The sequence below is a fragment of the Paenalkalicoccus suaedae genome, assembly GCF_006965545.2.
In the GTDB taxonomy this organism is placed as follows: Bacteria; Bacillota; Bacilli; order Bacillales; family Salisediminibacteriaceae; genus Paenalkalicoccus; species Paenalkalicoccus suaedae.
Genome location: NZ_CP041372.2, coordinates 1,181,251 through 1,206,502, shown reverse-complemented (window position 1 = coordinate 1,206,502; position 25,252 = coordinate 1,181,251). Strand labels below are relative to the sequence as shown.

Sequence of the window (25,252 nt, the reverse complement as noted above, 5' to 3'; positions counted from 1 at the left end):
GATGAGACATGTAGCCTAAAGGCTCCCCTCATTAGGGACTAACTTGTTCAAGCGTCGAAATCGTACATCCTGTTGTATTTAACAAAATATCTGTTTTAAACGAATTGTCTTCTCTCATTACCTTTATATTTAACACCCCATCAGATATAGCCATATCGGTTACCGTTAACTCGTCGATTCCATCAGGCAAGTATGGTGCTAGTTGAATCGATTTGTTTAACGCATCAGGGAATAATCCTAGCATGGCCTGTGTACACATGAGCGGTGTGCCTGCTGCCCAAGCCTGAGGGGAACAAGCAACTGGATATTTCACTGCCTTCTTTTCATATCCACAGAAAAGCTCAGGCAAGCGATCATATTCGAACGATGGCGCTACATCCATTAACCCTTTAATTGCAACTGCTGCTTCTTTAAAAAAGAAAGCTTTACTCATCCCTAAAATGATCAAGCTATTATCGTGCGGCCAAATGGTTCCATTATGATAGCTAATCGGGTTATAACCCGCTTCTCCTTTAGCCATTGTCCGTATGCCAAATCCAGAAAACATTCGATCAGAAAGGAGCATATTTACTATCTTTTTCGCTCTATCTTCTTTGACCATTAACGCTCTTAGTACATGACCTGGATTGGATGTAATTGTCCCAACCTGATCGTTATGACCATCTAAGGCAAGCGCATAGTAATCGTGTTCCTTCATCCAAAAGCTTTCTTCAAATGCAGCTGCTAATTTTGTGGCTTCATCCTGTAGCTTGTTTGATAATTCTTTCTTTCCAAGGTGGATATAGATACTGGCAAGAGACGTTTTCGCTTCGTATACATACCCTTGCACTTCTGCTAATGCAATAGGTGCGACTGCTAAATCTCCATTGCGATGTACGATAGAGTCTCCGGAATCCTTCCACCCTTGATTAGCTATACCTTTTGCAGCCTCTTGGTGGTATTCAACAAATCCATCCTCATCTCGATCCCCATAAGAATCTATCCATTCCAATGCACGAGACACGTTCTCTTCGAGTTCATTAAACAGCTCTAAGTCACCAGTCCACTTCACATAATCAGTGAGTAATAGGAGGAAAAGTGGTGTAGCATCTATCGTCCCGTAGTAAGGTGTAAATGGTACTTGGCCCGTATTAGCTAATTCTCCAAATCTCATCTCATGCATAATTTTTCCTGGTTCTTCGTCTCGCCAAGGGTCCTTCTGCTTTCCCTGTTCACTTGCCATCGTGCGAAGTGTTCCTTTCGCTACTTCCGGTCGGAACGGGATTAGTTGCATAGCTGCTATAAGGCTATCCCGTCCAAATGGGACACCAAACCACGGAAGACCCGCTACAGGAAATTTCCCGTAGCCCATATCTGTGAGTAGCACGCGCATATCGTCTACGCCACGCTTGATCAATCGGTTAAATACATCATTATTTGAATGTATTTTTGTTGTCGTCGCTTCCCACTCGGCATAGCTATCTTTTAAGGCTTGAAGAGCCTTATCTGCTTGAATTGGCGTTGATTTTTCATCGCCAATTTCCGGACATATAGCAAAAGTAACTGTTTCTGTTTCGCTATGCGAAAGGCTACATGTGAAGCCGATTTCCCCTTCTTTTACATAAGAAGGCACTTTGTCCCACTCAATTCTAGTCGCTCGCTCGATGCTATCTGCACCGCTATAATGAAACGTCATTGATGATGTCGATACATCGGTTTTATTCTTCGTCCCAATTTCCCCGTGCTGAAATCCTCTTATAATAAACATGTCTTTGAAGTCCGCTTCAAAGGTCATTTCGAAATTAAACACGATCGGTTTAGGTGCGAATGACGTTAACTGAATCTGTTCATATAAAACGCCATCATGTATAAAGCGCTTTCTTTTTATTTCGATCGATTCTCTCCACAACAACAATTCTTCCTCTGTCTCTTGATGAGGGTTCGTCATGATAATTTCTGCTATGTAGTTCTCATCCGCAGCAGAGGAGAGCATGATAGGCTTTTCTTTATTGATAGTTAAGGTCATTTCACTTAAAAATCGTGTGTCCTTTGTGTATAAGCCAGGTCCATACGTATGATCCTTCGGTATATCTCCATTCTCATCTGTTAATAAAAATAAATCGTCTTCTTTAATGACTCGATAGCTCATAGTAAGCCCCTTCCTTCTTCCCGAAACGTTTTGGTTTTTATCTAATATAATACCCGAAACGTTTCGGGTATCGTGTAAAGAAAAACTGCTTATCTTTTTACAGGAGCAGTTGATCCTCTCTTTATTAGTTGATTATCTAAAATCGTTTTTCTAGCTTGATCTGAGTTGGTTAACATCCCAATTAACAGCTTTGCAGCAACGTACCCCATCTGATATTTATCTTGAGATACCGTTGTCAAAGGTGGCGACGTATATTGTGCAAGTGTAATATCATCAAATCCTACAATCGAAATATCCTCTGGAATTCGCAGTCCCTTTTGCTGGATTGCTCGCATGGCGCCTAATGCCATAAGATCACTTGCGCAAAAGAATGCTGTGATGTCCTGGTGTTTAGTTAAAATATCCCGAGCAACTATTTCAGCCTGCAACTCATTAAACTCTCCGTTCGCTATGAGCGATTCATCGATCGTGATTCCAGCCGATGTGAGCTCTTTCTCATAGCCTTCTCGGCGCTTTTTACTTACTAGAGCTTGATCATGTCCATTAATAAAGCCAATCTTCTTATGACCAAGATTAACTAAATGTTTGACTGCCATCTGTGCTCCAAATACATTGTCTGTAGAAACATAGCCAACACTGTCACCTTCTAATTCTACATCAATTAACACACATGGGATTTGACTATCCATAATTTCAGTTAAATACGTGTCATTCATTCGGACACCTTGCATAATGACGCCCTCTACCTGTCTTTCTTGGCATAGCTGTGTATACGTTTTGACTTGTTGTTTATCATGATTAGTGCTAAATAAAATTAAATCATAATCCTCATCAGATACGGAATCATTGATCCCACACATGACCTCGTACGTGAACATATCCTTCGCGCCCGCTCGGTTTAAATCAGAGACAAGTAAACCAATTGTTTTGGACTTATTCATAACAAGAGTACGTGCAACAGCGTTCGGGCTATACTTCAGCTCTTTTGCTACTTGCTCCACGCGAGACCTTGTTTTTTCACTTACGTCACTGTAGCCATTAAGTGCTCTCGAAACGGTTGTCACAGAGACTCCAGCAATTTTCGCTATATCTTTTATCGTCGCCATGTCAACCTCCAAAACGTTTTGGTTATTGAGTACACTTTAACATGTAACCCTTTTCATGCGCAAGAGATTTCTTCAAAAGAGCCAATTATTAAAAATTCTACTGCACTTTTCTATTGAGATTAATGAGAAAGTTATTACTATTCCAGATTAAACTTTGCCTAGAATATATCATCAGCCTTAACCCTATCTGTTACATGAATGAAATTACATTTTTCCTGTTGAAACGCCTTTAAAATTTTAGGCTTACTATCTCTTTCAAATATTCTATTCCATTTAAACATATCAATAAGCATGTTAAAGGATGGGGTGTAGTTAGCAGTTTCTAGCCTCAATACTTGCCGTACAAATCGTTTTAAAATTCTCACCTGCCTTATTGTATAAGGAGTGTCTAAGAAAATGATTAAATCTGCCGCTTCGAAGCTTCTGTTTACCCAAGAATTACTATGAGCACCTTCAATTATCCAACTCTCTGTAGCAATAATTTCTTCTAAACATCTATCTCTATGTGGGTATGATCTTTTTCTATCTCCACACTTATGTCTTTCCCATACCACATTATCTAATTCATAATGCTTCGTATTATATTTTTTCTCCAAGGATCTAGCTAAAGTAGTTTTGCCACTTCCTACTGAGCCTATAATATGTATTCTATTAGGTATATGTCTAACCACTTAGAACCTCCGTATAAATGATTGGTACTTGCCATAAACTAGCCTCCACTACTTATTCTTTTCTATCGCCTTGAAATCCTGTTTTAATCGATCGATGTCATAAAAAAGCCGATCAAAAAAGCTCCTGAGGTTTAATGGGATCTTCTGTATCCATATTTAAAAGCCAGCATCCACAAAGTGGACGCTGGCTCTCTTCTTGCCAACTCTTACATTCTACTTAAAAGTAACGCTAGCTCCACACGAGTAATAGGTGCCTGTGGATCAAAGACTTCGTTAGTACGCCCTTGAGCCATGCCGTTGCCTACTAAAATCGCAATTTCTTCTTCGAATTGATGCCCGACTGTATCTGCGAAACTACCGCTTTCTTCTGTAGCCTCCAATTCAAACGCTCGTACTAAAATTGCCGCTGCTTCTCCGCGAGTAAGACCATTACTTGGTAAAAATCTACCTTGGTCATCCCCTAAAAAGATTCCTTCTGCTTTTAATGCATGCAGAGAGTTAACGTATGGATGCGAAGTCGAAATATCAGTAAATGGTGCTGAGGTATCTCCTTCATTTTCTAACCCAAGCATACGCTCTAAGAGTAGTCCTGCATGTAATCTAGTAATCGTGTTTGTCGGTTTAAATGATCCGTCCTCAAAGCCTTTGATGACACCAGCCGCAAGTAAAGAGCGAACATCATCGTAATACATGGAGTCTGGACCAAAATCTGTGAACGTGATTTGTTCTGTTTGAGCATCACCAAATGATGCTTCTCCGTCAATTACGTAAAGACCGAATGCTTTATCTGCTAACGAAATCTCTGATACGACTTGTCCAGTGAAGGCATCTCGGATCGTTGCATCTCCCGATACCATTGGAAGTGTAACAGTTTCCCCCACGCTTGGGCGCTTAAGGAAAGCTACAAGTGTCTCCTCTTCATTTGACCGTTCGAATGCTAGAATATCTTGCCCAGCATATAGCTCTTCATAGTCTCCAGTTGAAAGTACAGAAGCATAATCTGCACGTACATCAAGTAACGACTGGTAATGAGTAAATAGATCTCTATTTTGATCAGCTTCGTCCCATACCATCATTTCGCGGTACCAACGATCCTGCCATTCTGTGAATGGACGGTGATCCTCAGATTGCGACATTCCTACCTCCGTACCGTAATAAATAATTGGTGCACCAGGTAATGCGAATTGCGTAAAGCTTGCAAGCTTCAGGGCATCCGTATCCTCATTTAATTCAAATAGAATACGTGATTCATCATGACTATCTAAGAAGGTATTCATGATGTACTCAGGGTGATAGCTTGCTTCGTTTTCTTCGACGTAGCGCGTGATTCCTTCAAAGCTTCGCTCATTAGGACCAAACGCATCAATCATTGTTCCACGGATCGAAAAGTCTAATGCTCCATCAAGCTTTCCTTGGTACTCAGAAATAACGTCGCGGTTATCCCAAATCTCGCCAAATAGATATAAATCTTCGTCAATCTCTTTGACTGTATGTCTAAAGTCTACCCAAAAGCTTTGACTTGGTCCTTTTGCGTAATCTAGTCTAAATCCGTCAAAGCCAATATCTTCAAGCCAAAATGGAATGACTTCATCCATCATGTAAGCTCTTGTTTCCTCGTTATCATTGTTTAACTGTGGTAGTTCTCCAATACCATAGAATGTCTCGTACGAGCCATCCTCATAAAACGTATACCAATCATAGTATGGGCTCTCTTCCCCATTTTCTAACGCGTCCTGGAAGAAAGGATGTTGATTAGACGTATGGTTTGGTACGAAGTCATAGATGATCTTCATATCGCGCTCGTGTACTTCATCCACTAGGTTACGAAGCACATCGATATCGCCAAAGTTTCGATCAACTTCAAAGAAATCAGCAGGGTGATAGCCATGTGAATATGGACCATCAAACACTGGTGAAATCCAAAGAGTATTAACGCCTAGCTCTTCGATATAATCTAGCTCATCAATAATTCCTTGAAGATCTCCACCCATCCAATCCTTCAGAGCCTCTTCTAAAGGTAGATCTGAGTCTACGTCAAAGTTAATGGACTCATCGCCATCTTTAAAACGATCGACAAAAATATGATAGATCGACGCTTCTTTTGCCCAGTCTGGAGACGTATAATTTTCTACGTAGTAGGCAAATTCTGTCGCATCAGTAGAATTTAGCGCATTTGTATCGGCAAACTGTGAGCCTTCCCCATCAGCATCCCATACATCGATGACATACTTTACGCGTGTATTCTCCGTTTGAGCCGGAACTGTACCTTGAAGGGTCGATTGCCACTCGCCATTCTCTTGCTCTTCTGTCTCAGTTATAGTCAGCTCCACAGCGTTCCCGTTTTGTACAGCTCCGCGCGCACCATCTGGACGCGTGCCATCAACAGTTACATATGCCGCGCCATTCGTGATAGGGCCAAAGTGATCAACGGTTACCGTGATCTCTACCTCTTCCCCCGGACTTACAACATAAGGCTCATGCTGGTAGTTATGCACAACATTACTCGCAACCGGAAGACCTGTCCAAGCATCAACTTGATCTGTCACGACCGTACCTTCTTCAGAAAATACAGCCGATCGTCTTTCTTCAGATAACTCTTGAAAGCGCGAACTACCTAATCCATAACGATACTCTATCTCTTCTCCAGCTGGTCCTGCAATCGTTAACTCGAATAGTCCATCCTCGATCCTTTCCATGGGTGAAATGTCGTAGTTAAAACGATTTAACGATGATGCAACAGTTGGAACAACCCAATTTGGTGTAGCATCAGAAAGCTCTAACTGTAACGTAATCGAGCCATCATACTCTGTTGCTGGTCGTACTTCTACTTGGCGTTCATTTGTTGGGTGGAACACGAATTCATAGTCGCCAGACTGTGGCGTAGTAAATGTTAAATTATCTCCATCCATCCAGTTACCATCTCGGACAAACTTGTATTCAATAGTTACTCCACCTTGAAAGGTAATTGGTGCACTAACCCATACTTCATTTATTTCATCATAGGTAAGTGGATGATCTTCTCCATCCCATCTAAGTGGCGCCTCACTTCCTCTTACCACAACCTCTTCAAAAGACGGTTGTGCAAATGAAGGCGTGCCTGTGTTAGCTGCTACCGGTGTAACCGCTACCAAAAAAGTACTTACTAAAAGGACAACTGCCATCACTAATGATCCTAGTTTTCTCCCGTTCATCTTGTTTCCTCCCCATATTATGTAGTTGGTGAATCTACTTAGCGCTTGGTACTAATCAATGCAAACGATTGCGCAAGCGCTTACAAATACTATGATACAGGAAAGTATTTAGATTATCAAAGTAATCGTGAAACTTTGTTCAATATCCTTCTAAAGTCTCAATTCCTTTACCTTTGGTTTGCACCTTCGCTTCCTTCATTTACTCTTCTTTATTTTCATAAAAAAAAGACCGAGGATTTCGCCTCAGCCTTTTACGACATCATGATATTAGCCTTGTTTTCCAGCTTTTACCCAGCCAGCTACTTGTACAGTACGCTTCGCTTGGTACTTAACGCCTTCTTCTACGTCTTCTACCATTTTACCATCTTGTCCTTGAGTAACACTTACACCGTATGGGTTTCCGCCAGCTGCGAATGTTACAGGATCAGAGTAACCTGGTGAAGCGATTAATGCGCCCCAGTGGTGCATCGTATTGTAAAGTGCTAAGATTGTTGCTTCTTGTCCACCGTGTGGATTACTTGCAGATGACATAGCGCTAACTACTTTGTTTACAAGCTTGCCGTTAGCCCATAGTCCACCAGTAGTGTCTAAGAACTGCTTCATTTGAGCAGGAACGTTACCGTAACGTGTTGGCACACTGAAGATAATTGCGTCTGCCCACTCAAGGTCATCGGTTGTTGCATCAGGAACATCTTTCGTTGCTTCTGCATGCTCTTTCCATGCTGGATTAGCATCAATTGCAGATTGTGGTGCAAGCTCTGGAGCTTTAACAAGCTTTACTTCCGCGCCTTCAGCTTCTGCTCCTGCTTTAGCCCACTGTGCTAACTGATAGTTCGTTCCTGTTGAACTGTAATAAATGACTGCTACTTTTACATTTGCCATTGTATCCGACTCCTTTTTTTGTCCAAATAGTTTTTGTAGAAAACTCATCTACCTTCACCTACATTCCTTTAGTTACAAAAGAGAGCAAGCAAAAACTTACCTCTAGACACATACTAACATAAAGTAACTAATAATAAAATATTTAATCACTTTATTTTTGAAAGTTTATGTAGTAGGACGAATTTTCTAAAGCTGGACATATACGGTATACCCTATTTAGTCAGTTTGTATGCAAGTAATATTGCGCAAATTCCTGCAACTGCTTTGCCAACCATCATAGGGACGACATAAGTAGGTTCTACAGCAGCCGTAAAACCTAAATGACCTCCTAAGATAAATGCTCCACTTACGGAGAAAGCGATATTCATTACTTTAGCTTGATCATCGAGCTCAGATAATTTTGCATACATGGGAATACTGTGAGCTAGCTGCGTAATAAATCCTGTCCATGCTTCATGTGAGACAGGAGTTTTATTTAGTAGTGGAGCTACTCTTGGAATACATACTGTGGATATAAATCGTACCAGTGGAAATGCTCCAGCAAGCGCTAATACGATGACACCTACGATTTCCATTGACTCACGAAATGGAGTAAACCCATTGATAAGAACTACTGGTGTAAGCTCTTGAATAGCCACGATAATTAATACGATACTAATGACCGCTGTCAGTATTCGTGCAACTACTAAAAAGATAGCAACCGTTATATTTTCTAAAAATCGAATCCCTAAAAAGATTACTAGTACAAACAGAATGACGGGTAACAAGTTTGTTAGTAAAAAGAAGGTCGGGAATCCAGCAACTACCCCAGCAAAATATGCTCCAATAGGAATTGGAATGATTCCGTACATGATCCCTTTTGCAAAAACAGGGGTATCTGACTTTGCTATAATACCTAATGCGACTGGAATCGTAAAAACGATTGTTGGTCCGAGTAAAGTGGCAAGAAATATTCCGGAAAAAATGGCGGCTTCCTGCGACTGTGCCATTTCAGATGCTAAAGCGTAGCCACCCATATCGATTGCAAGGAACATCCCAGCTATCATGGCTGGATCTGCTCCAAGCAGTCGAAATAATGGCGACAAGGTTGGGGTTAATAGTTGTGCTAATAGAGGAGCTATGGAAATCATCCCAACCATGACAAAGGCTAATGAACCCATCGTTTTAAACCCATCATCAAACGCCTTACCGTAACCGTATTTATTATGTAAAAACTTATCGACGATCCCTACGATGAAAAAGAGAAGTATAATAGCAACAATAAAGTAGTTAATCCACAACGTATAAGGGCCTCCTAAACTTTAATTCAAAAAAAGTGCCATGACTTTACGTCGTGGCACGGAAAAAGCACGTATACACCTAAAATTACTCAAAAAGAGATGGATCAAGCTCTTGAATACCGATCATTAAAAGAGCCTCTCGCTCTTCTTCCGTCAGTCTATCCATAAGCTTTTGTTCTACCTCTTTCCTCTCTGACTCCGTCATTCCACGAGAAGCTTGTTGAACAACCTCTGTAATTTCTCCCATCGAAAACTTCGACATAACTAGTTGAGTAGCTTCCGCTTTTGATTGAACAGGTAGGTCCTCTCGCGGAGTGTTAGCTGCCTGTGCTTGAAGCCTTGCAACCTCTTCTCTAACTGTTGGATTCTCAAGGGCATAGGCAAGCGCACCACCAGGAGCAAGCTCTGCTTCTACCTCTTGGAATACAGTATCAGACGCAACATTCATTAATAGCTGATACCCAGCATAAACTCCCACACCTAAAACTACTAATATAGCGAGTGGAATAACAATAAGACGACTTTTTTTACGTTTTTTTCTTCTTGATTTCACAGGATTCACCAAACCTTAAAGTTCCATTTCCCTCATTATATGATACACCTAACCATGCCGCAATAAGAAACATTTGGCGATTCGACGCTTACGAAGAAGTAGGTAATGTGACGGCACAGATTGTTCCAACATTCTCTTCGCTTGTAATCCGAAGCTCCCCACGGTGATCTCGAATGATTTGACTAGAAACCATTAAACCAAGGCCCGTTCCCTTTTCCTTCGTAGTAAAAAATGGTTCTCCTACTTTTTTCAATAGCTCTTTTGGTATTCCAGTACCATTGTCTTCGAAAAATACTGTGACGTCATCCGTATTCTCTTCAGCGACAACTTTAATTTGAATCGTACCACTTTCCATCGCTTCTATAGAGTTTTTAATAAAATTTACAAAAACCTGCTTAATCTGATTCTTAATGCATCTAATGTACACTTTATGTTCAGGCATATCGGTTGTGATATAGATATTCTTAATAATTGCCTGCGTATTTAAAAGTGTCACTATATCATTAATAATGTCTTGAACAACGGAATCCGAATAATGCATAGACGGAGGCTTCGACAAAACGAGTAGCTCTGTTAAAATCTGCTCAATACGATTAAATTCCGAATTCATAATATCAAAATACTCTTGCTTTCTTACTCCACTCATTTCCATTAACTGTAGAAAGCCTTTTAATGCAGTAAGTGGGTTTCGAATCTCGTGAGCGATCCCAGCAGCTAATTGTCCTACAGCAGACAGCTTATCTGACTGGTGTATAATCTCTTCCGTTTTCTTCTTTTCAGTCACATCACGAAACGTACATACGTGACCATAGATCTTGCCATTTGTACGAAGTGGAGAAATCGTACAATCAACGATTGCTAGCGTGCCGTCCTTGCGTACAATCGTCACGTTATTACTATTAATTACGGTAGAAGACGTTTTATTGTCGGTTCTATTTAACATTTTATGTAGAGCATCGGCCTGCATAAGTAGTTGATCAAAGGTGTTTTTCGATAACTCCACACGCTTATATCCAGTTATATCTTCAGCAGCAGCATTCCAAATTATTACTTCATTTCGGTCGTTAAAGCCTGCAATTCCCTCATCAATAGAATTAACAATGAGCTCATTAAGAGAAGACAACTCATCATACATATTTAAACTATGACGCTCGTCTGTTTGATCTTTTACAATGCCATAAACGCCTATAATCATTTCATCAATAATAATAGGAATAAAGCTAATAGATAGGTGCAACGCATTTCCTACCAAATCAGGCAAAATAAACGTAGCGCTTTGCGGGTTTCCGTTTTTAGCTTCATCAAATAATACTCCTAGAGAGCGATAATGATCTTTCGACATATACTGGATAAACTGTTCTCCTAAAATTTCTTCTTCAGTTACCTTAAACAGTTTATTAAAAGCGTCGTTTACCGCTAACAAATGACCATCTAAATTGATTGAACAAACGGCGTCAGGGTGCTTAGAAAACAGCGTCCGATAGCTCTCCCTTATCACATCTGACGAAACAAACCGTTCTCCAATAGCTCGAACTGTGATGATTACTTCATAAGAGCGGGGACGAACTTGTATGCTTAACCAACTTTTAAAGCAAGTATCGTACTCTTCTACTTCTACTACTTTTTGCCTTGCCAACGCTTCTGAAATTGCTGCAATTAACGAAGACTCCTTAATATGGGGGTGAATATCCCATAGAGATTGTTCAGTAAGTAGATTTACATTCTCGCCAAGTAGATGAACGGCTGCTTGATTAGCATACGTAATATTCCACTTTTCAGAGACAATCAGAACTGCATCGGTCACAAAATCCAACGCTTCCAATATGGGAAGTGACGGCACACGGGGCGTCTCAGTATGCTGAAGTAAGGAATCGTAAAAATCCCTTTTGATGTCCCTTCCTAATTTCATAGAATCTCCACCTCTATATAAATTCAATTTTCTGTCACATTCTTTATCCCCTATTTTACCAAAAATATGCTCATCTGTACGAAAAATAATGAGAAGATCAGAAAATACTTATCGTCAAATGTCGAGAAAATTCGAACGAACTTTCTTAAAAAGGGGATTGCAGGAAATTTTGCAATCCCTTCACACTATATCCACTACTTTTATGCGCCAGGTATAAAGTATTACAATTACCAAATAATAGTCTAATTATCAATATAACCCTTTGTAATATATGCCTTAAGATGCAATTATAAGAAGAATACTTATTTTGTTTTAAGTCCAGCTGCCCTTTGTAACTTTTCCGCTATCTTTAGGTAGTCTTCATCTGAAACTCCTGGTGAAAATGACTCAGGTATTGGCACTAAATCCGGAATTGGACCTCCAGGTGGCGTTCCTACAACAACCTCAAGCGTTCCTCCGTCAGGATGCTGTCCCTTCCATATTTGAGCTATTTGCTTATAATCGGTCGCACTCCATGTATAAAGCTTACGTTGGCTTCCCATCGCCTCATATTTTCTCGCTGTGTCAAACCTTGCATTTGCAAGATCTGGTATTGGTAGCATCTTTTTAATATCGACTCCGGTGATGATCTCAAGCGCCTTGGCATAAGCTAAAATATGCACACCACCTCGGACAAGCAGATACCCTACCATCTCTCTCGCAACGGGGTGATCGGTCATCTCATACACCCTCATTTTATGCGTTCTAGCCCCACATTCTAAGAAAAAGTTATGCAGTAAATCAAGTACAAGGTTACCACTTGAGAATACATAGTCACCCGTCCATGGCTTGCCCATGGAGTCGACTGGCAAAGCGGTTTGGGCAGAAGCAATAAAATGATAGGAATTCCTTAAGTCTTTGGCGTTTTGCATGGGAGTAGTATCTGGGTCTCCTGGAACAGTCGTCCCTGCGATCATTTGGTTAATCGCGTTCGAAACGAGCTCCACATGACCAAGCTCTTCGGCTGTTATACTTGCAATTAAATCATAAAAAGGTCGAAACTTCGTTTTTTGTCTAAAGTTAAACGATTGAAACAAGTAGTTGTTTAACGTCGACATTTCACCAAATTTCCCACCGAGTAATTCTTGCACTGCTGCCGCTCCGTTTGGATCCGGCGACGAAGACATAGGCAAATCGATTTGAAGTTTGTTAATACGAGTAAACATTCGATCCCCCCTCCCTTATATGTATTCAGAGGGGAATCAAAATATTTCTTTAAGTTATGTAGATCCGTCATAAAGTAAGTTGTCGGTAGAATATTAAAAAACGAACGGCAGATAGCCATTCGTTTTTTTGTGAGTCATGCTTATTTAATTGTAGCTCTCATGTACGTTAAAATTGCTTGGTCTAATCGATCATCCTCTTGCCAGCGTTCTTCAAAATTTTCTCTCATAAAGTAGGTTTGTAATGCTTCTTGGACATGATCAGAATAAGATGTATCCCGCTCTGCTAAGATTCCCTCTTTTTGCAGTAAATCCTGTACTTCTGAGAGCACATCTCCCTCAAGCTTTAAAAGACTATCCTCTGATGGTCGTGAAAAATAGAGTGTATGAAGATCGTGCAGACGAATTAATTCCTTGATAGGCTCCTTATGGTCATCAACTCGAAGGTCGAGCTTTCGATCATTGTACCCACCATATCCTCCTTCTTCTTGAACAACCAGAATAGCAGCTGACTGCTTACCTCGTGAGTCACCTCCAGCATCTTGAGCTTTATCAAGAGCTTCTAAGAGTCGCTCAGCTAATGAACCTTCTGTCTGTTCAAAGGTTTCTACTAAAGCTGTAACCGTATCCTCACTTACTAAAATATTTCCTTGAGCACTACAGTATTTCCCTAACTTATGGCCTGCATAATCATAACACTCTTCCCCAGTAAACGCGTGCGCTTCCCCGTTAGCATTCATGACGGCAAATTGTCGTAGCGCTTGGTCTTCATCTGCTTCAACGAGCTTATGTACAACCGCTTCTGGAGAAAGCCCTTGTTCGAGTAAGGCTAATCCGTCTGGACCAAACGCAGTATTCGCGTAGGATTGTGTAGCAATTGCACCTACTCCTGCTTTAGCCCAAGGTACGACAGCACCAACTCCTAAAAATTTTGATTGAACTGCAATCCCTAACTCTTGTGTCTCTGGATCAAATGCTACTATTGAAAATGTGGCTACTTTTGCCTGTTTCTTCTTCATCTCTCATCACTCCTCTTAGTTAATATCTTAATCTTCTGAAAGAATCACCGTCAAGCAGGAGATGTTTAATCCAGGTTTCCCACGGGAAGATATTTCGTAGCGAGAATTAAAAAAGGAGTGTTTCATGTGAATGTTTTAGTTATAGGAGCAAATGGACAAATCGGAAAGCATATAGTGAAAATGTTAGGACTAAGCACGCAACATAACGTTAAAGCAATGATTCGCAAAGAAGAACAAATTAGTACAATGGAGGAATTAGGCGCAGACAGCATCGTTATTGGCGACCTGGAAGAGGATTTCTCTCACGCTTTTTCAGACGTTGATGCTGTGATATTTACAGCTGGCTCAGGCGGAGATACAGGCAAAGATATGACTGAAAAAATTGACCGCGAAGCTGCCATCAAATCCGTTGAATATGCAGAGAATAGTAATGTTAAAAGATATGTTATGATCTCTAGTATCGGTGCAGATGCACCAGAGAAAGCAGATGATAATATTCGCCATTATATAGAAGCAAAACGTGCAGCTGACGATGCATTAAAAGAGAGTGGTCTTACGTACACAATTTTAAGACCAGGTCCGCTATCTAATGATGATGGTCAAGGTACAGTAAAAGCGACGAAAAAGCTCGATTCTTACGACGGTTCTATCCCACGTGAAGACGTAGCGAACGTGGCTGTTAATGTGCTGACATTAGATGAGACATATAATGAAATCATCGAGCTACTTTCAGGAGACACTGCAATTGGAGAAGCTCTTAAAACGTTTAAATAATCGTGACATAGGGTGGTGCTTACAAAGCACCACCCTTCTCTTTATCTATTAGCAGAAAGCTAATTGAAAAAAACGTTGAATAGAGCTATAATAATACAACCGTGTACCATCATTCATAAAGGAGGTAAACGCATGATAGCAGCTTGGAAAGAAAAAGAAAAACATGAGCAAGTTCACTTAATTATTACGTTTGCGATTATTGGTGTTGCAGCTATTATTGGGTTAATTGTAGGTGGAAATGAAGAATGGTTTGCTTCACGCAACTTTTCTGCTGGCTACATGGCAGGTTCATTACTGTCAGCTCTAGTTTTATTCTTAATTTATGTTCTAATTAGTCCACTATTTATAAAGAACAAATAAAAAACGCGTCAGTAAGCGCATGCTTACCGAACGCGTTTTTTATTATTACATCAAAGCTCGCCATGTTAATGGACCGACGATGCCATCCTGCATGAGATTCCGCTTTCCTTGGAAAGCTTTCACCCCACTTTCCGTCCTTGGACCAAATACACCATCAACTGTAAGTCCTCCAACAAAATACTGAAGATGTCTAACCAGTATTCCTTTACTAGACAGCTTTAAAATCGGTACCTTCCCTACTAGTTTACTTACAGGTAAGCCAGGACAAACAGTTTGTTGATTTGCATGATCCTTGTGACCCTTCACATGTTTAATCGAATATCTTATTTGTAATATCTTTACAAGCAGGGTCAATACATCCGTTTGTTGAGTAGTAAAAGATCCATTTCCAACTAGACAAATACCAATATTATAGGTGTTATGCAATCTTGTATGAATTCCGACGTTTTCGACTCCAAGACTCCATTCGATCGTGCCATCTCTTAAAATAACATAGTGATATCCAATCCCAGGCCATTTATTAAATCTTACGTGGTGATTCGCAAAGCTCGCTGCGCTACCCTCATCTGTCGCACTATGATGAATCGTGATCATATTCCATGCAGTTTGGCGCTTATACGTCCCTCTCCCTCTTGCTAATACACTCCTCTTGTCCTCACACAAAATAAATTCACCCAATATTTACTGCCCCCTTTTAACTGGAAAGTACAGATGTACTTTTATAAAAGGGGAGAATACCTATTCGCTAAAAAAGCTTTTTAACGTCTTATAAATATCCGTTCGATCCTTCATCAATTCTGACCTAAATCTTTCGTGATTGACGTCTTTATATAAATTCATCAACGTTGTTTTTCGCCCATACTGATTCACTTCCCCATACCCAAACATATTACTAATTCCAAGTAATTCCTCAATATAGTTTAAACAACGCGGATTATCAGAGTGCAAATTATCTCCGTCTGAAAAATGGATCGGATAGCTGTTATACCTGCTTTTTGGATATCTATCTTTTAAAATTGATAATGCAAGCTCGTAGGCAGACGAACAAATCGTTCCGCCACTTTCTCCTTTAGTGAAGAAGGCTTCCTCATCCACTTCCTTTGCCTGTGTATGATGAGCGATAAAAACAACTTCTACATGCTCATAAGTGGTACGTAAAAATCGTGTCATCCAAAAGAAAAAACTACGTGCCATATATTTTTCAAACGAACCCATACTACCTGAGGTGTCCATCATGGCAATGACAACTGCATTGGATTCAGGTCTTGTTTCCGTGGTCCACGTTTTGTAGCGAAGGTCCTCTTTTGTTATAGGTTGGATAGAGGTAACTCCTTGCTGAGCATTACGCTTTAACGCGGCTTTAATCGTTTGTCTTTTATCAATGTTGCCTAGGAGCCCGTGTCGCCTTATGTCGGTAAATGCAATATCGTCGACTAATAACTCATCTTGTTGACGCTTTTCCAAATAAGGAAGCTCAAGCTCACTAAAAAGTAATTCCTCCATCTCCGCAATGGACACTTCAACCTCTTGGAAATCCTCGCCTGCCTGGTCACCAGCTTCTCCTTTTCCACTCTTTTGTTTTTGCTTCCCTTGAGCAACGACATCGCCTACCTCCGATTCACCATTTCCTTGTCCTACATGGTCACTTTGACGATACCTTATTTTATATTCCTCTAAGGAACGTATCGGTATTTTAATTTTTTCTTTTCCTTTCGACATCACAATAGCTTCCTCAGTAATCATCTCCGGAAGGCGGTCTTTAAGCACCTGCTTAATCTTTTGCTCATGGCGCATTTGCGCTTCATGTCCCTTCCGATGTAAAGACCAATCCTCGTGCGAAACAGAGACGACATTCTCTTCAGATGGCATCTGCCCTCCACCTCACTTTTCTCTTTATGTTAAGCTTATGCATGGGTCAAGAGAAGTTGTCTATAATAATGGATAATTGCTTCCGACTTGATTTTAGTGACCAATCACGCGTATAATACGAAATTGTGGTCTTTCACGCCCCTTTTGTCCTAAATTGTCGTTTTCAATGAAAAAATTAGGGTAAATAACAAAAGATAGAGAGAGGAGATGTAAAAATTGAATAAAGTAACTATTGTATTTTGGGTAGCATTAGGAATATTACTATTATTTATTGGTTACGGTGTAATTGCACCAGATTCATTTTCAGAAGTAACTGGAGACATGACTAGTTGGATATCTGATTCTTTAGGGTGGTACTATCTACTCGCAGTCACAGGATTTGTCTTGGTTTGCTTATTCCTTGCGTTCAGTCCGTACGGAAAAATCAAGCTAGGAAAGCCGGACGATAAGCCGGACTATAGCTATTTAACATGGTTTGCTATGTTATTTAGTGCAGGTATGGGTATTGGGTTAGTCTTTTGGGGTGCCGCTGAACCAATTTCACACTATGCAATCAGTCCTGCAACACAAGAAGCTGGATCAGATGCCGCTGTAACAGAGTCACTACGCTATGCGTTCTTCCACTGGGGTATTCACGCTTGGGCTATATACGCGATTGTAGCGATGTCTCTTGCATACTTTAAATTCCGTCATAACGCCCCTGGTTTAATTAGTGGTGCTTTAACTCCTGTTCTAGGTAAGTATGCTAAAGGCCCAACAGGTAATGTGATTGATATTTTAGCAGTAACTGCTACAGTTGTTGGTGTTGCTGGTACACTTGGATTTGGTGCATCACAGATTAATGGTGGTTTAGATTTCTTATTCGGTATTGGTAACAATATTACGATTCAAGTCATCATTATTGCAGTTGTAACAGTGCTATTTATGCTTTCGGCATACACAGGATTAAATAAAGGAATTAAGATTTTATCTAACGTAAATATGGTTTTAGCTGGTCTCTTACTTCTCTTTATGTTTGTATTTGGACCAACTATCTTCAACCTAAACCTATTAACAAACACGATCGGAACATATATTCAACAGCTTCCATCGATGAGCTTCCGTATTTCACCACTTTCAGAAGATGAGCGTTCTTGGATTAACGGTTGGACAATCTTCTACTGGGCTTGGTGGATTGCATGGGCTCCATTTGTAGGTTCCTTTATCGCTCGTGTCTCTAAAGGGCGAACAATTCGCGAATTCGTTTTAGGGGTTCTATTAGTACCAGCTACACTGAGCTTCATATGGTTCTCTGTATTTGGTGGGTCCGCCATTTACTTAGAGACAAACGGTATTGCAATGATCTCCGAATTAGCTACTGAAGAAGCATTGTTTGGAGTACTAGAACAATACCCATTAGGTACGATTATGTCCTTCCTTGCGATTGCCTTAATTAGTACATTCTTTATCACGTCTGCCGATTCAGGTACATTTATTCTTGGAATGCAGACAACAAACGGCTCATTAACACCACCTAAGATGGTGAAGCTAGTATGGGGTCTTATTCTTTCCCTAACAGCTGCTATTCTCTTATACACAGGAGGACTTCAGGCCTTAGAGAATGCGATGATTATCGCAGCTCTTCCATTCTCCGTTATTATGATTATGATGGCCGTATCGTTAGTGAAGTCTCTTCGAACCGAGAAGCACTTAGTTACTAAAAAGAAAAAGAACGCATAAAGCTAATTCTTTTTAAACGAGTTAAAGGGCAGAGATCAACATGGTCTCTGCTCTTTGTTACTTAAAAAAGTCCCTCTAACAAGTAGATTACTCAACCTGTTAGAGGGACTTTTTCGTTTAAAAGAATCGAACGCTTTTAGGTGGCCAAAAAGCCATATTAACCCTACCTACAATTTCTTCTAGTGGGACAAATCCGATATCTCTAGAATCGACGCTATTTTGTCTATTATCACCTAAAACAAACACATGTCCATCAGGTACTACTGTCTCTGATGTTACTTCCTCTAACGTAAAATCTTCCGTAAAAGGCTCTCCGTCATACTGTTCTCTGTGATAATCGAGATAATCCTCTGAAATTGGCTCATCGTTTACATATAAAATGTCGTCTTCGTAGTAAAGCTCATCACCAGGTAGTCCTACTACACGTTTAATATAGTCAGATTCTTCGTTTGCGTGAAATATTATGAGATCGAATCGATTAGGTTGGTTGATTTCGTAGTTGAATTTATTTACGATAATACGCTCACCATCATGAATAGTTGGCATCATTGATTTACCGTAAACAATGTAGTTTGTAAATAAGAACTCTCGAGCAACGAAGGACAAGACGACTACAACAGCAATGATCCGAGCAACATTCCATACAGTTCTCTTGACGCTTCTGGATGCTTTCGCCGATGTATCACTCTTCATATTAGGTTCCTCCATTTAATGTCACTTACATCCTTTCTTTATGTTCTATTAAATAATATAGCCCGAAAGGATCAGTTTTAAACGGTCATCCTATTATTTAATCATTCTGTAACATTGTCATATCAGTGTGATTGATCTAAAAATTTGTACAACGCAAAAAGCCTATACACCATTGTGTATAGGCTTTTTGCTAACAACCAATTAGCGGTTTAATAAACTTCCTACATATTTTAATAGATCATTCGCTGAACGTGATGTATAACCGTGCTCATCAACTAACCTAGCAATAACCTCATTAATTCGCTTTAGCTGCGATTCGTCTGGTGTAGCCGAGGATGTCGTAATCTTAACTACATCCTTTAAATCAGCAAACAGCTTTTTTTGTATAGCTTCCTTTAGCCTCTCATGCGACTCATACTCAAATCGCTTCCCTTTTCGTGCAAATGCTGAGATGCGTATAAGAATTTCTTCTCTAAAAGCTTTCTTTGCGTTTTCTGATACGCCAATTTGCTCTTCGATGGACCGCATTAGTTTCTCATCTGGATGCAACTCCTCTCCAGTAAGTGGATCATGGAGCTTATTTTTATTACAATACGCCTCTACGTTATCTAAATAATTATTAAGAAGTGTTTTAGCGGATTCCTCATAAGAGTAAACAAATGCTTTTTGAACCTCGCGCTTTGCAAGATCGTCATATTCTTTACGCGCTAATGTAATAAATTGGAGATAGTCTTCTTTATCCTCTTCTTTGATAGACGCATGCTGATTAAGGCCGTCTTTTAGTGAACGAAGAATATCTAGCGCATGAATAGACGTTAAATTGTTGCGAATAATTGCGGATGAAATTCTATTTATGACGTAGCGAGGATCAATGCCACTCATCCCTTCATCAGCAAACTCTCGTTTAAGTTCAACAACATCCTGTTGGTGAAAGCCCTCTATACTCTGACCATCATATAGCTTGAGCTTTTTCATCACATCGACTTTATGTTTTTTTGATTCCTTGAGTCTTGTTAGTACACTAAACATGGCTGCTATACGTAATGCATGCGGCGCAATGTGTACGGAGGCTATATCTGATTGCTTAATCATTTTCTCGTATATTTTTTCTTCTGCAGATACTTTTAGATTATAAGGTACTGGCATGACGATCATACGCGAGTGAAGCGCCTCATTTTTGTTATTAGCAATAAACGACCGGTATTCCGCTTCATTCGTATGAGCAATGATCAGTTCGTCTGCAGATATAAGTGCAAATCGTCCTGCCTTAAAATTCCCTTCTTGCGTTAAGGAGAGCAGGTGCCACAGGAACTTTTCATCACACTTAAGCATTTCTTGGAATTCCATTAATCCTCTATTAGCTTTGTTTAACTCTCCATCAAAGCGGTAAGCACGAGGATCTGATTCAGATCCAAATTCAGCTATAGTTGAAAAATCAATGGACCCTGTTAAATCAGCAATATCCTGAGATTTGGGATCTGATGGGCTAAATGTTCCGATTCCAATGCGATTGTCTTCGGAGAAGAAAATTCGTTCCACAATCACATCCTCGATCCTGCCATCATATTCTTGCTCTACTCGTAATCGGTTAAGCGGAGATAACGCCCCTTCTACTTTAATTCCATAGCTCTCAAAAAACTGCTCACGCAAATGGAATGGTATTAAGTGCAGCGGGTCTTCATGCATGGGGCATCCTTTAATCGCATAAACTGCTCCGTTATCCGTCCTTGAATATTCCTCTAGACCACGTTTAAGCATACTCACGATCGTTGATTTCCCTCCGCTGACCGGCCCCATTAATAATAAAATCCGCTTCTTTACGTCAAGCCTTTTTGCTGCTGAATGAAAATATTCTTCGATAAGTCTCTCTAGACTGTCTTCTAATCCGAAGATACCCTCCTCAAAAAACTGATACGATTTTTTGCCGTCTTCCTTTATCCCTGCATCTTTAATCATATTGTACACGCGAGCATGAGCGGTTTGAGCGACATGAGGATGTTCTTTTATGAGCTCTAAGTATTCAGAGAAGGTTCCTTCCCACTTCAGCTTCTCGTTTACCTCTCTATAGTGAGAAATTTGTTCAATAATATCCATATGTGCCTCCTTCTTAGACAAGTATAATTCAGCCTATGCGCGAGTTTTACTTTTCACGCACGAAAATAAGAAGTAAACTAAAACTAATAACTAAAAAGGTAGGAAATGCTATGAGGCTGTTTGCCGGATCACTTTTAACTGTCTTTTTTATAGGGACATTCTTTCTTTTATTTACTCAAACGTCAAAAGAACTCTCTTCTGCTCAGACATTACATGAGGTGTTAGATGAACAAATTCGTTTTACAGAGATTGATTTGCCCGCTAACAGCGTCATGACAGACCGTAATGGGAATATCATTTCCGACATTTATTCGGATCAAAATCGCGTATTTATTGAGTATGACGACATTCCACAATCCATGATCGACTTATTTATAGCCGTTGAAGATAAGCTTTTTTATGAGCATGAAGGCTTTGACGTAAGCGGCATTGCAAGAGCGCTCATTGTTAATTTGCAAAGTGATGGGATTGAACAAGGGGCAAGTACCATCACCCAACAGGTTGCACGCAACTTATATTTATCTCATGAGCAATCGTATGAGCGTAAAATTACGGAGCTTCTTTACGCGTATCAGTTAGAGCGTGAAATGTCGAAAGAGGATATTCTTGAGCTTTATATAAATACCATTTACTTTGCTAATGGCGTTTACGGATTTGAAGCTGCAAGTCAGTATTATTTCTCCAAGTCCGTGCATGATCTGACATTGGCAGAAACAGCATTTTTAGGTGCTATTCCAAATAATCCAACTGTCTATAACCCTCTTACAAACGAAGATAATACCCATTCCAGAAAAGAATTTATGTTAAATCGAATGCTAAACGAAGGTTTTATCGCTGAAGAGGAAAGAGACGCTGCGCTGCAGGAATCGATTGTATTTTCGTCAAAGGAGAAGGTTGATGAATACCCTGACTATGTGACCTATATTTATCATGAGTTAGATGCGTTGATTGCTGAGTCAGAAGGATATAGAGATCAGCTGAAGCAGGCAACAACTCCAGAAGCACGCGAAGCCATAAACGAAACAATCCGAGAACGCAGGCAGACAATCTTACGAGCAGGAGTAACGATTGAAACAGCATTAGATCAACAAATCCAACGTCATCTCGTGACGACAATTAATACCCGTTTGGATGGATCTCCTGTAGAAGCTGCCGCTTCTGTTGTCGACCACCAATCAAACGAAATCGTTGCTCTTACGGGAGGTAAAAACTATCGTAAATTTGATTTCCATCGAGGCTATCAGGCAAAAAGACAGCCAGGTTCTGCAATCAAACCACTTCTATCATTCGCACCTTTCATCGAGGCTACTGGCCAAACGAGAACATCCATTGTGGATGCTGGACCTTTTAGTCGCAATGGATATTCGCCTACAAACTTTGGAGGGGGCGTGTATGGACTTGTCACCATGGAACAAGCATTTGTCCAGTCCTATAATACGGCTGCCGTAAGAATGCTTGATTCAATTGGCATTGATAGTGGGTTCTCCTACTTAAATCAATTCGATTTTAGCTCTATTGTTAATGATGATTATAGATTACCAGCGGCGCTTGGTGGCTTCACAAATGGGATGAGTGTTAATGAAATGACGCAGGCTTATACCGTTTTTCAAACAGAAGGAAATTATCTCTCTCCAAGAGCTATTAAACGAGTCGTTGATTTAGAGGGGAATGAGCTATACAGCTGGTCAAAGTCTCCAAAAGCTGTTTATTCAGCCGATACGGCTACGCAAATTAAGCGAATGATGCAGGAGAATGTAAATAGAGGGACGGGTAGAGAGGCCGGTAGAGGCGTTGCAGGCTATGTAGGCGGCAAAACCGGTACAACTAACACCTATCATGACCTATGGTTTGTCGGGGCAACAGAGGCCCATACAGTAGGGCTATGGATTGGTCAAGATCAACCAACACCATTGCAGTCAGAAAGTAGCGGTCAACTCCATACGAGGCTTTGGAATCAGCTCGTTCGTGGATTTTAAAAAAAGCACCATAGGCTTCTCGTAAAGAGCCAATGGTGCTTTTTTATGTGGTCAGAGTGGCAGACTAGCAATAACGCTATTATATAGTCGTAAGACTGAATAGCCGATAGCTAGTACAAAGCTAAACCAAAAGAATAGATGGAAAAAAACAAGTCCAAATAATGCCATTGCGCCGAGTGAATCACTAACGCGATACAAGAAATAAATAAAGTATAAAAAGCTTGCTATCGTAAAAGTCGCAACTAATGCTAGTAAGTCCACTATTGCAACAAGAGAAGCGATACTGCCTATTAAAAAGAACCAAGAGCCTCGCCTAATACTTCTTAAACCAACACCCTCTTCGTCCTTAGAGAAAAACAATAAAGAAAGCTCGTTAATTGTATCTGCGATAAGCTTTAATGCTGCAAAGAGCATAAAGTAAAATAACCATAAAACAAATAATAGCGTTAGAAGAATACCTCTCTCCGAGAAAAATTCTACCATTCCACTATATAAGCCAATCTCTTGTAAGTATGCGGTAGACAGATTTACTGTATAGATAGAAAACGATAAACTAAAAAGAATAATCGATATAAGTGGAAAATGACTTGTTAAATAAGCATTACGCATGCGGTAAATCTCCTACCTTCTGTAAAGAATCTCTTTTATTATAGCAAGGATTCATCCATAATAGCAGAGACTTTTGTTGAACGAAGAAAGAAGACATGCCTTCTTTATCATGGCATGTCTTCAAAAAACCTTAGCTTAAATAGAATGCTTTACTTCATAAGCAAATATTTCATTACTTTGAGTAGGACTCTTATCTAAATTATCTCGACGCTGTTTATGCGAATTTACAAATTCATCACTATGTATCCAGGCAAGGTAATCTTCTTTCGACTCCCATTTTGTAAGAACGACTGGATAATGAGACTCGTCCTCTGGATGTAAAAACATGAAGTCTAAACAACCGTTTATTCCCTTCATCTTTTCTCCGCTGTTTGCAAAGCGATTAGCCACATTCTCTCTGCCCTCAACTGGTACGTGTAGCTGATTCATCACAACATACATACGAAAACCCCCTATGCGTTTATGCTGTCATTATACGATACGACACATTAAATTCAAAGTTACTCGCACTGTAGTGCTTTTTTTTATATAGAAATAATGGTATATTGAGTAAAGACAACCTTGAAGGAGGTAGCAATATGGGACTAGCTCTAATTCTCGGCGTTTGTGCCGTATTCCTATTAGCTATTTTTACTGCAGGATACGATTCAAATCCGCATAAAAATTAATAAAAAAAGCCCTTATGAACATCCGTTCACAGGGGCTTTTTTTATTTTGTTAATGGGGCAAAGCTTTGTTGTCTTAATGCTTCATAAACAATGATTGCAGCTGTATTGGACAAATTCAACGATCGTACATGTGATGTTTGAGGGATTAAGAGGCAACGATCTGCATACTTATCCGTTATAGCTGTAGGCAGCCCCTTTGTCTCTTTACCAAAAACAAAAAAGTAATCCTTCTCACTATCTGCTAATGATACGTCTGTATAATTAGTTTCGCCAATTGTTTCGATAAAATAGAACTCTCCGTCAGGATATTTAGCAGTGAGCTCTTCAAATGCATCATAATGATGAACGTCGACATTTGGCCAGTAATCACAGCCAGCTCTTTTTAACATACGATCATCTGTAGAAAAACCTAGTGGATGGATCAAGTGAAGTCCAGTATTTGTCCCTGCACACGTTCTAGCAATGTTACCGGTATTAGCAGGAATCTCCGGCTCATGAAGTACGACATGTAGCACAGTCTTACACCTCTATTCTAAATTTTAAACAGTT

The 25,252-nt window shown here is 40.1% G+C and carries 21 protein-coding genes; 4 read left to right on the top strand and 17 right to left on the bottom strand.

The features are described from left to right. Positions 1 to 31: 31 nt before the first annotated feature. The 10 genes from FLK61_RS06590 to FLK61_RS06545 form a co-directional block, all read right to left on the bottom strand. Complete coding sequence (locus FLK61_RS06590; protein WP_176008696.1) at positions 32 to 2,128, bottom strand: amylo-alpha-1,6-glucosidase; 2,097 nt, start codon at positions 2,126 to 2,128, stop codon at positions 32 to 34. Positions 2,129 to 2,217: 89 nt separating this feature from the next. Further along, on the bottom strand, positions 2,218 to 3,234 hold the full coding sequence (locus FLK61_RS06585) for a LacI family DNA-binding transcriptional regulator (RefSeq protein WP_176008695.1): 1,017 nt from the start codon (positions 3,232 to 3,234) through the stop codon (positions 2,218 to 2,220). A 158-nt stretch (positions 3,235 to 3,392) separates the two neighbouring features. Next, positions 3,393 to 3,905 carry an AAA family ATPase gene (locus tag FLK61_RS06580; protein ID WP_176008694.1) on the bottom strand — a complete coding sequence of 171 codons (513 nt, stop codon included), beginning with the start codon at positions 3,903 to 3,905 and terminating at the stop codon, positions 3,393 to 3,395. 206 nt (positions 3,906 to 4,111) lie between these two features. Next, positions 4,112 to 7,096, bottom strand: coding sequence for an alpha-amylase family glycosyl hydrolase (locus FLK61_RS06575; protein WP_176008693.1), 2,985 nt, complete (start codon positions 7,094 to 7,096; stop codon positions 4,112 to 4,114). A gap of 267 nt (positions 7,097 to 7,363) precedes the next feature. Beyond that, a complete protein-coding gene (gene wrbA / locus FLK61_RS06570; protein ID WP_176008692.1) occupies positions 7,364 to 7,978 on the bottom strand; it encodes an NAD(P)H:quinone oxidoreductase in 615 nt (204 codons plus the stop codon). A gap of 212 nt (positions 7,979 to 8,190) precedes the next feature. Continuing rightward, positions 8,191 to 9,258, bottom strand: coding sequence for an ethanolamine utilization protein EutH (locus FLK61_RS06565; RefSeq protein WP_176008691.1), 1,068 nt, complete (start codon positions 9,256 to 9,258; stop codon positions 8,191 to 8,193). 85 nt (positions 9,259 to 9,343) lie between these two features. Then, positions 9,344 to 9,811: a hypothetical protein gene (locus FLK61_RS06560; protein WP_176008690.1), complete on the bottom strand. Its 468-nt coding sequence runs from the start codon at positions 9,809 to 9,811 to the stop codon at positions 9,344 to 9,346. An 88-nt stretch (positions 9,812 to 9,899) separates the two neighbouring features. Continuing rightward, the gene (locus tag FLK61_RS06555; RefSeq protein WP_176008689.1) at positions 9,900 to 11,720 is read right to left on the bottom strand and encodes a PAS domain-containing sensor histidine kinase; all 1,821 of its coding nucleotides are present in this window, start codon (positions 11,718 to 11,720) and stop codon (positions 9,900 to 9,902) included. Between the two features lie 302 nt (positions 11,721 to 12,022). Then, positions 12,023 to 12,925: a manganese catalase family protein gene (locus FLK61_RS06550; RefSeq protein ID WP_176008688.1), complete on the bottom strand. Its 903-nt coding sequence runs from the start codon at positions 12,923 to 12,925 to the stop codon at positions 12,023 to 12,025. A 140-nt stretch (positions 12,926 to 13,065) separates the two neighbouring features. Further along, the gene (locus FLK61_RS06545) at positions 13,066 to 13,941 is read right to left on the bottom strand and encodes a DUF1028 domain-containing protein (protein WP_176008687.1); all 876 of its coding nucleotides are present in this window, start codon (positions 13,939 to 13,941) and stop codon (positions 13,066 to 13,068) included. Between the two features lie 126 nt (positions 13,942 to 14,067). On the opposite strand from FLK61_RS06545, the gene FLK61_RS06540 reads away from it, so the two are divergent. Together FLK61_RS06540 and FLK61_RS06535 are read left to right on the top strand one after the other, a co-directional pair. Further along, positions 14,068 to 14,715 (top strand): SDR family oxidoreductase, encoded by a 648-nt coding sequence (locus FLK61_RS06540; RefSeq protein ID WP_176008686.1) that lies wholly within the window; start codon positions 14,068 to 14,070, stop codon positions 14,713 to 14,715. A 132-nt stretch (positions 14,716 to 14,847) separates the two neighbouring features. Beyond that, complete coding sequence (locus tag FLK61_RS06535; RefSeq protein WP_176008685.1) at positions 14,848 to 15,075, top strand: hypothetical protein; 228 nt, start codon at positions 14,848 to 14,850, stop codon at positions 15,073 to 15,075. Positions 15,076 to 15,120: 45 nt separating this feature from the next. Here FLK61_RS06535 and FLK61_RS20065 read toward each other — a convergent pair whose 3' ends face one another. Both FLK61_RS20065 and yhbH read right to left on the bottom strand, forming a co-directional pair. Then, positions 15,121 to 15,753 (bottom strand): peptidoglycan recognition protein family protein, encoded by a 633-nt coding sequence (locus FLK61_RS20065; protein WP_176008684.1) that lies wholly within the window; start codon positions 15,751 to 15,753, stop codon positions 15,121 to 15,123. Positions 15,754 to 15,813: 60 nt separating this feature from the next. Then, on the bottom strand, positions 15,814 to 16,944 hold the full coding sequence (yhbH, locus tag FLK61_RS06525) for a sporulation protein YhbH (protein WP_176008683.1): 1,131 nt from the start codon (positions 16,942 to 16,944) through the stop codon (positions 15,814 to 15,816). A 216-nt stretch (positions 16,945 to 17,160) separates the two neighbouring features. Between yhbH and FLK61_RS06520 the strand changes: the two genes are divergently transcribed. After that, positions 17,161 to 18,663, top strand: a complete 1,503-nt coding sequence (locus FLK61_RS06520) for a glycine betaine uptake BCCT transporter (protein ID WP_176008682.1) — start codon at positions 17,161 to 17,163, stop codon at positions 18,661 to 18,663. Positions 18,664 to 18,780: 117 nt separating this feature from the next. On the opposite strand, the gene lepB is transcribed toward FLK61_RS06520, so the two are convergent. Both lepB and FLK61_RS06510 read right to left on the bottom strand, forming a co-directional pair. After that, on the bottom strand, positions 18,781 to 19,356 hold the full coding sequence (lepB, locus tag FLK61_RS06515) for a signal peptidase I (RefSeq protein ID WP_176008681.1): 576 nt from the start codon (positions 19,354 to 19,356) through the stop codon (positions 18,781 to 18,783). A 201-nt stretch (positions 19,357 to 19,557) separates the two neighbouring features. Next, entirely contained in the window at positions 19,558 to 21,450 is a 1,893-nt protein-coding gene (locus tag FLK61_RS06510; protein ID WP_176008680.1) for a PrkA family serine protein kinase, read from the bottom strand. Positions 21,451 to 21,560: 110 nt separating this feature from the next. On the opposite strand from FLK61_RS06510, the gene FLK61_RS06505 reads away from it, so the two are divergent. Further along, positions 21,561 to 23,426, top strand: a complete 1,866-nt coding sequence (locus tag FLK61_RS06505; RefSeq protein ID WP_176008679.1) for a transglycosylase domain-containing protein — start codon at positions 21,561 to 21,563, stop codon at positions 23,424 to 23,426. Positions 23,427 to 23,477: 51 nt separating this feature from the next. Here the strand turns inward: FLK61_RS06505 and FLK61_RS06500 are convergent, their stop codons facing one another. The 3 genes from FLK61_RS06500 to trmL form a co-directional block, all read right to left on the bottom strand. Further along, positions 23,478 to 24,035, bottom strand: a complete 558-nt coding sequence (locus FLK61_RS06500; RefSeq protein WP_176008678.1) for a DUF5366 family protein — start codon at positions 24,033 to 24,035, stop codon at positions 23,478 to 23,480. 135 nt (positions 24,036 to 24,170) lie between these two features. Further along, positions 24,171 to 24,476 carry an antibiotic biosynthesis monooxygenase family protein gene (locus tag FLK61_RS06495; RefSeq protein ID WP_176008677.1) on the bottom strand — a complete coding sequence of 102 codons (306 nt, stop codon included), beginning with the start codon at positions 24,474 to 24,476 and terminating at the stop codon, positions 24,171 to 24,173. Positions 24,477 to 24,744: 268 nt separating this feature from the next. After that, positions 24,745 to 25,218 carry a tRNA (uridine(34)/cytosine(34)/5-carboxymethylaminomethyluridine(34)-2'-O)-methyltransferase TrmL gene (gene trmL, locus FLK61_RS06490; protein WP_176008676.1) on the bottom strand — a complete coding sequence of 158 codons (474 nt, stop codon included), beginning with the start codon at positions 25,216 to 25,218 and terminating at the stop codon, positions 24,745 to 24,747. Positions 25,219 to 25,252: the final 34 nt, after the last annotated feature.

Bases quoted from the DNA above. Each gene is read 5' to 3' on its own strand.
- FLK61_RS06585 (WP_176008695.1), bottom strand. From the start codon at position 3,234: ATGGCGACGATAAAAGATATAGCGAAAATTGCTGGAGTCTCTGTGACA.
- FLK61_RS06510 (WP_176008680.1), bottom strand. From the start codon at position 21,450: ATGGATATTATTGAACAAATTTCTCACTATAGAGAGGTAAACGAGAAG.
- FLK61_RS06495 (WP_176008677.1), bottom strand. From the start codon at position 24,476: ATGTATGTTGTGATGAATCAGCTACACGTACCAGTTGAGGGCAGAGAG.
- FLK61_RS06590 (WP_176008696.1), bottom strand. From the start codon at position 2,128: ATGAGCTATCGAGTCATTAAAGAAGACGATTTATTTTTATTAACAGAT.
- wrbA (WP_176008692.1), bottom strand. From the start codon at position 7,978: ATGGCAAATGTAAAAGTAGCAGTCATTTATTACAGTTCAACAGGAACG.
- lepB (WP_176008681.1), bottom strand. From the start codon at position 19,356: ATGAAGAGTGATACATCGGCGAAAGCATCCAGAAGCGTCAAGAGAACT.
- FLK61_RS06550 (WP_176008688.1), bottom strand. From the start codon at position 12,925: ATGTTTACTCGTATTAACAAACTTCAAATCGATTTGCCTATGTCTTCG.
- FLK61_RS06575 (WP_176008693.1), bottom strand. From the start codon at position 7,096: ATGAACGGGAGAAAACTAGGATCATTAGTGATGGCAGTTGTCCTTTTA.
- yhbH (WP_176008683.1), bottom strand. From the start codon at position 16,944: ATGCCATCTGAAGAGAATGTCGTCTCTGTTTCGCACGAGGATTGGTCT.
- FLK61_RS06535 (WP_176008685.1), top strand. From the start codon at position 14,848: ATGATAGCAGCTTGGAAAGAAAAAGAAAAACATGAGCAAGTTCACTTA.
- FLK61_RS06545 (WP_176008687.1), bottom strand. From the start codon at position 13,941: ATGAAGAAGAAACAGGCAAAAGTAGCCACATTTTCAATAGTAGCATTT.
- FLK61_RS06555 (WP_176008689.1), bottom strand. From the start codon at position 11,720: ATGAAATTAGGAAGGGACATCAAAAGGGATTTTTACGATTCCTTACTT.
- FLK61_RS06500 (WP_176008678.1), bottom strand. From the start codon at position 24,035: ATGCGTAATGCTTATTTAACAAGTCATTTTCCACTTATATCGATTATT.
- FLK61_RS06505 (WP_176008679.1), top strand. From the start codon at position 21,561: ATGAGGCTGTTTGCCGGATCACTTTTAACTGTCTTTTTTATAGGGACA.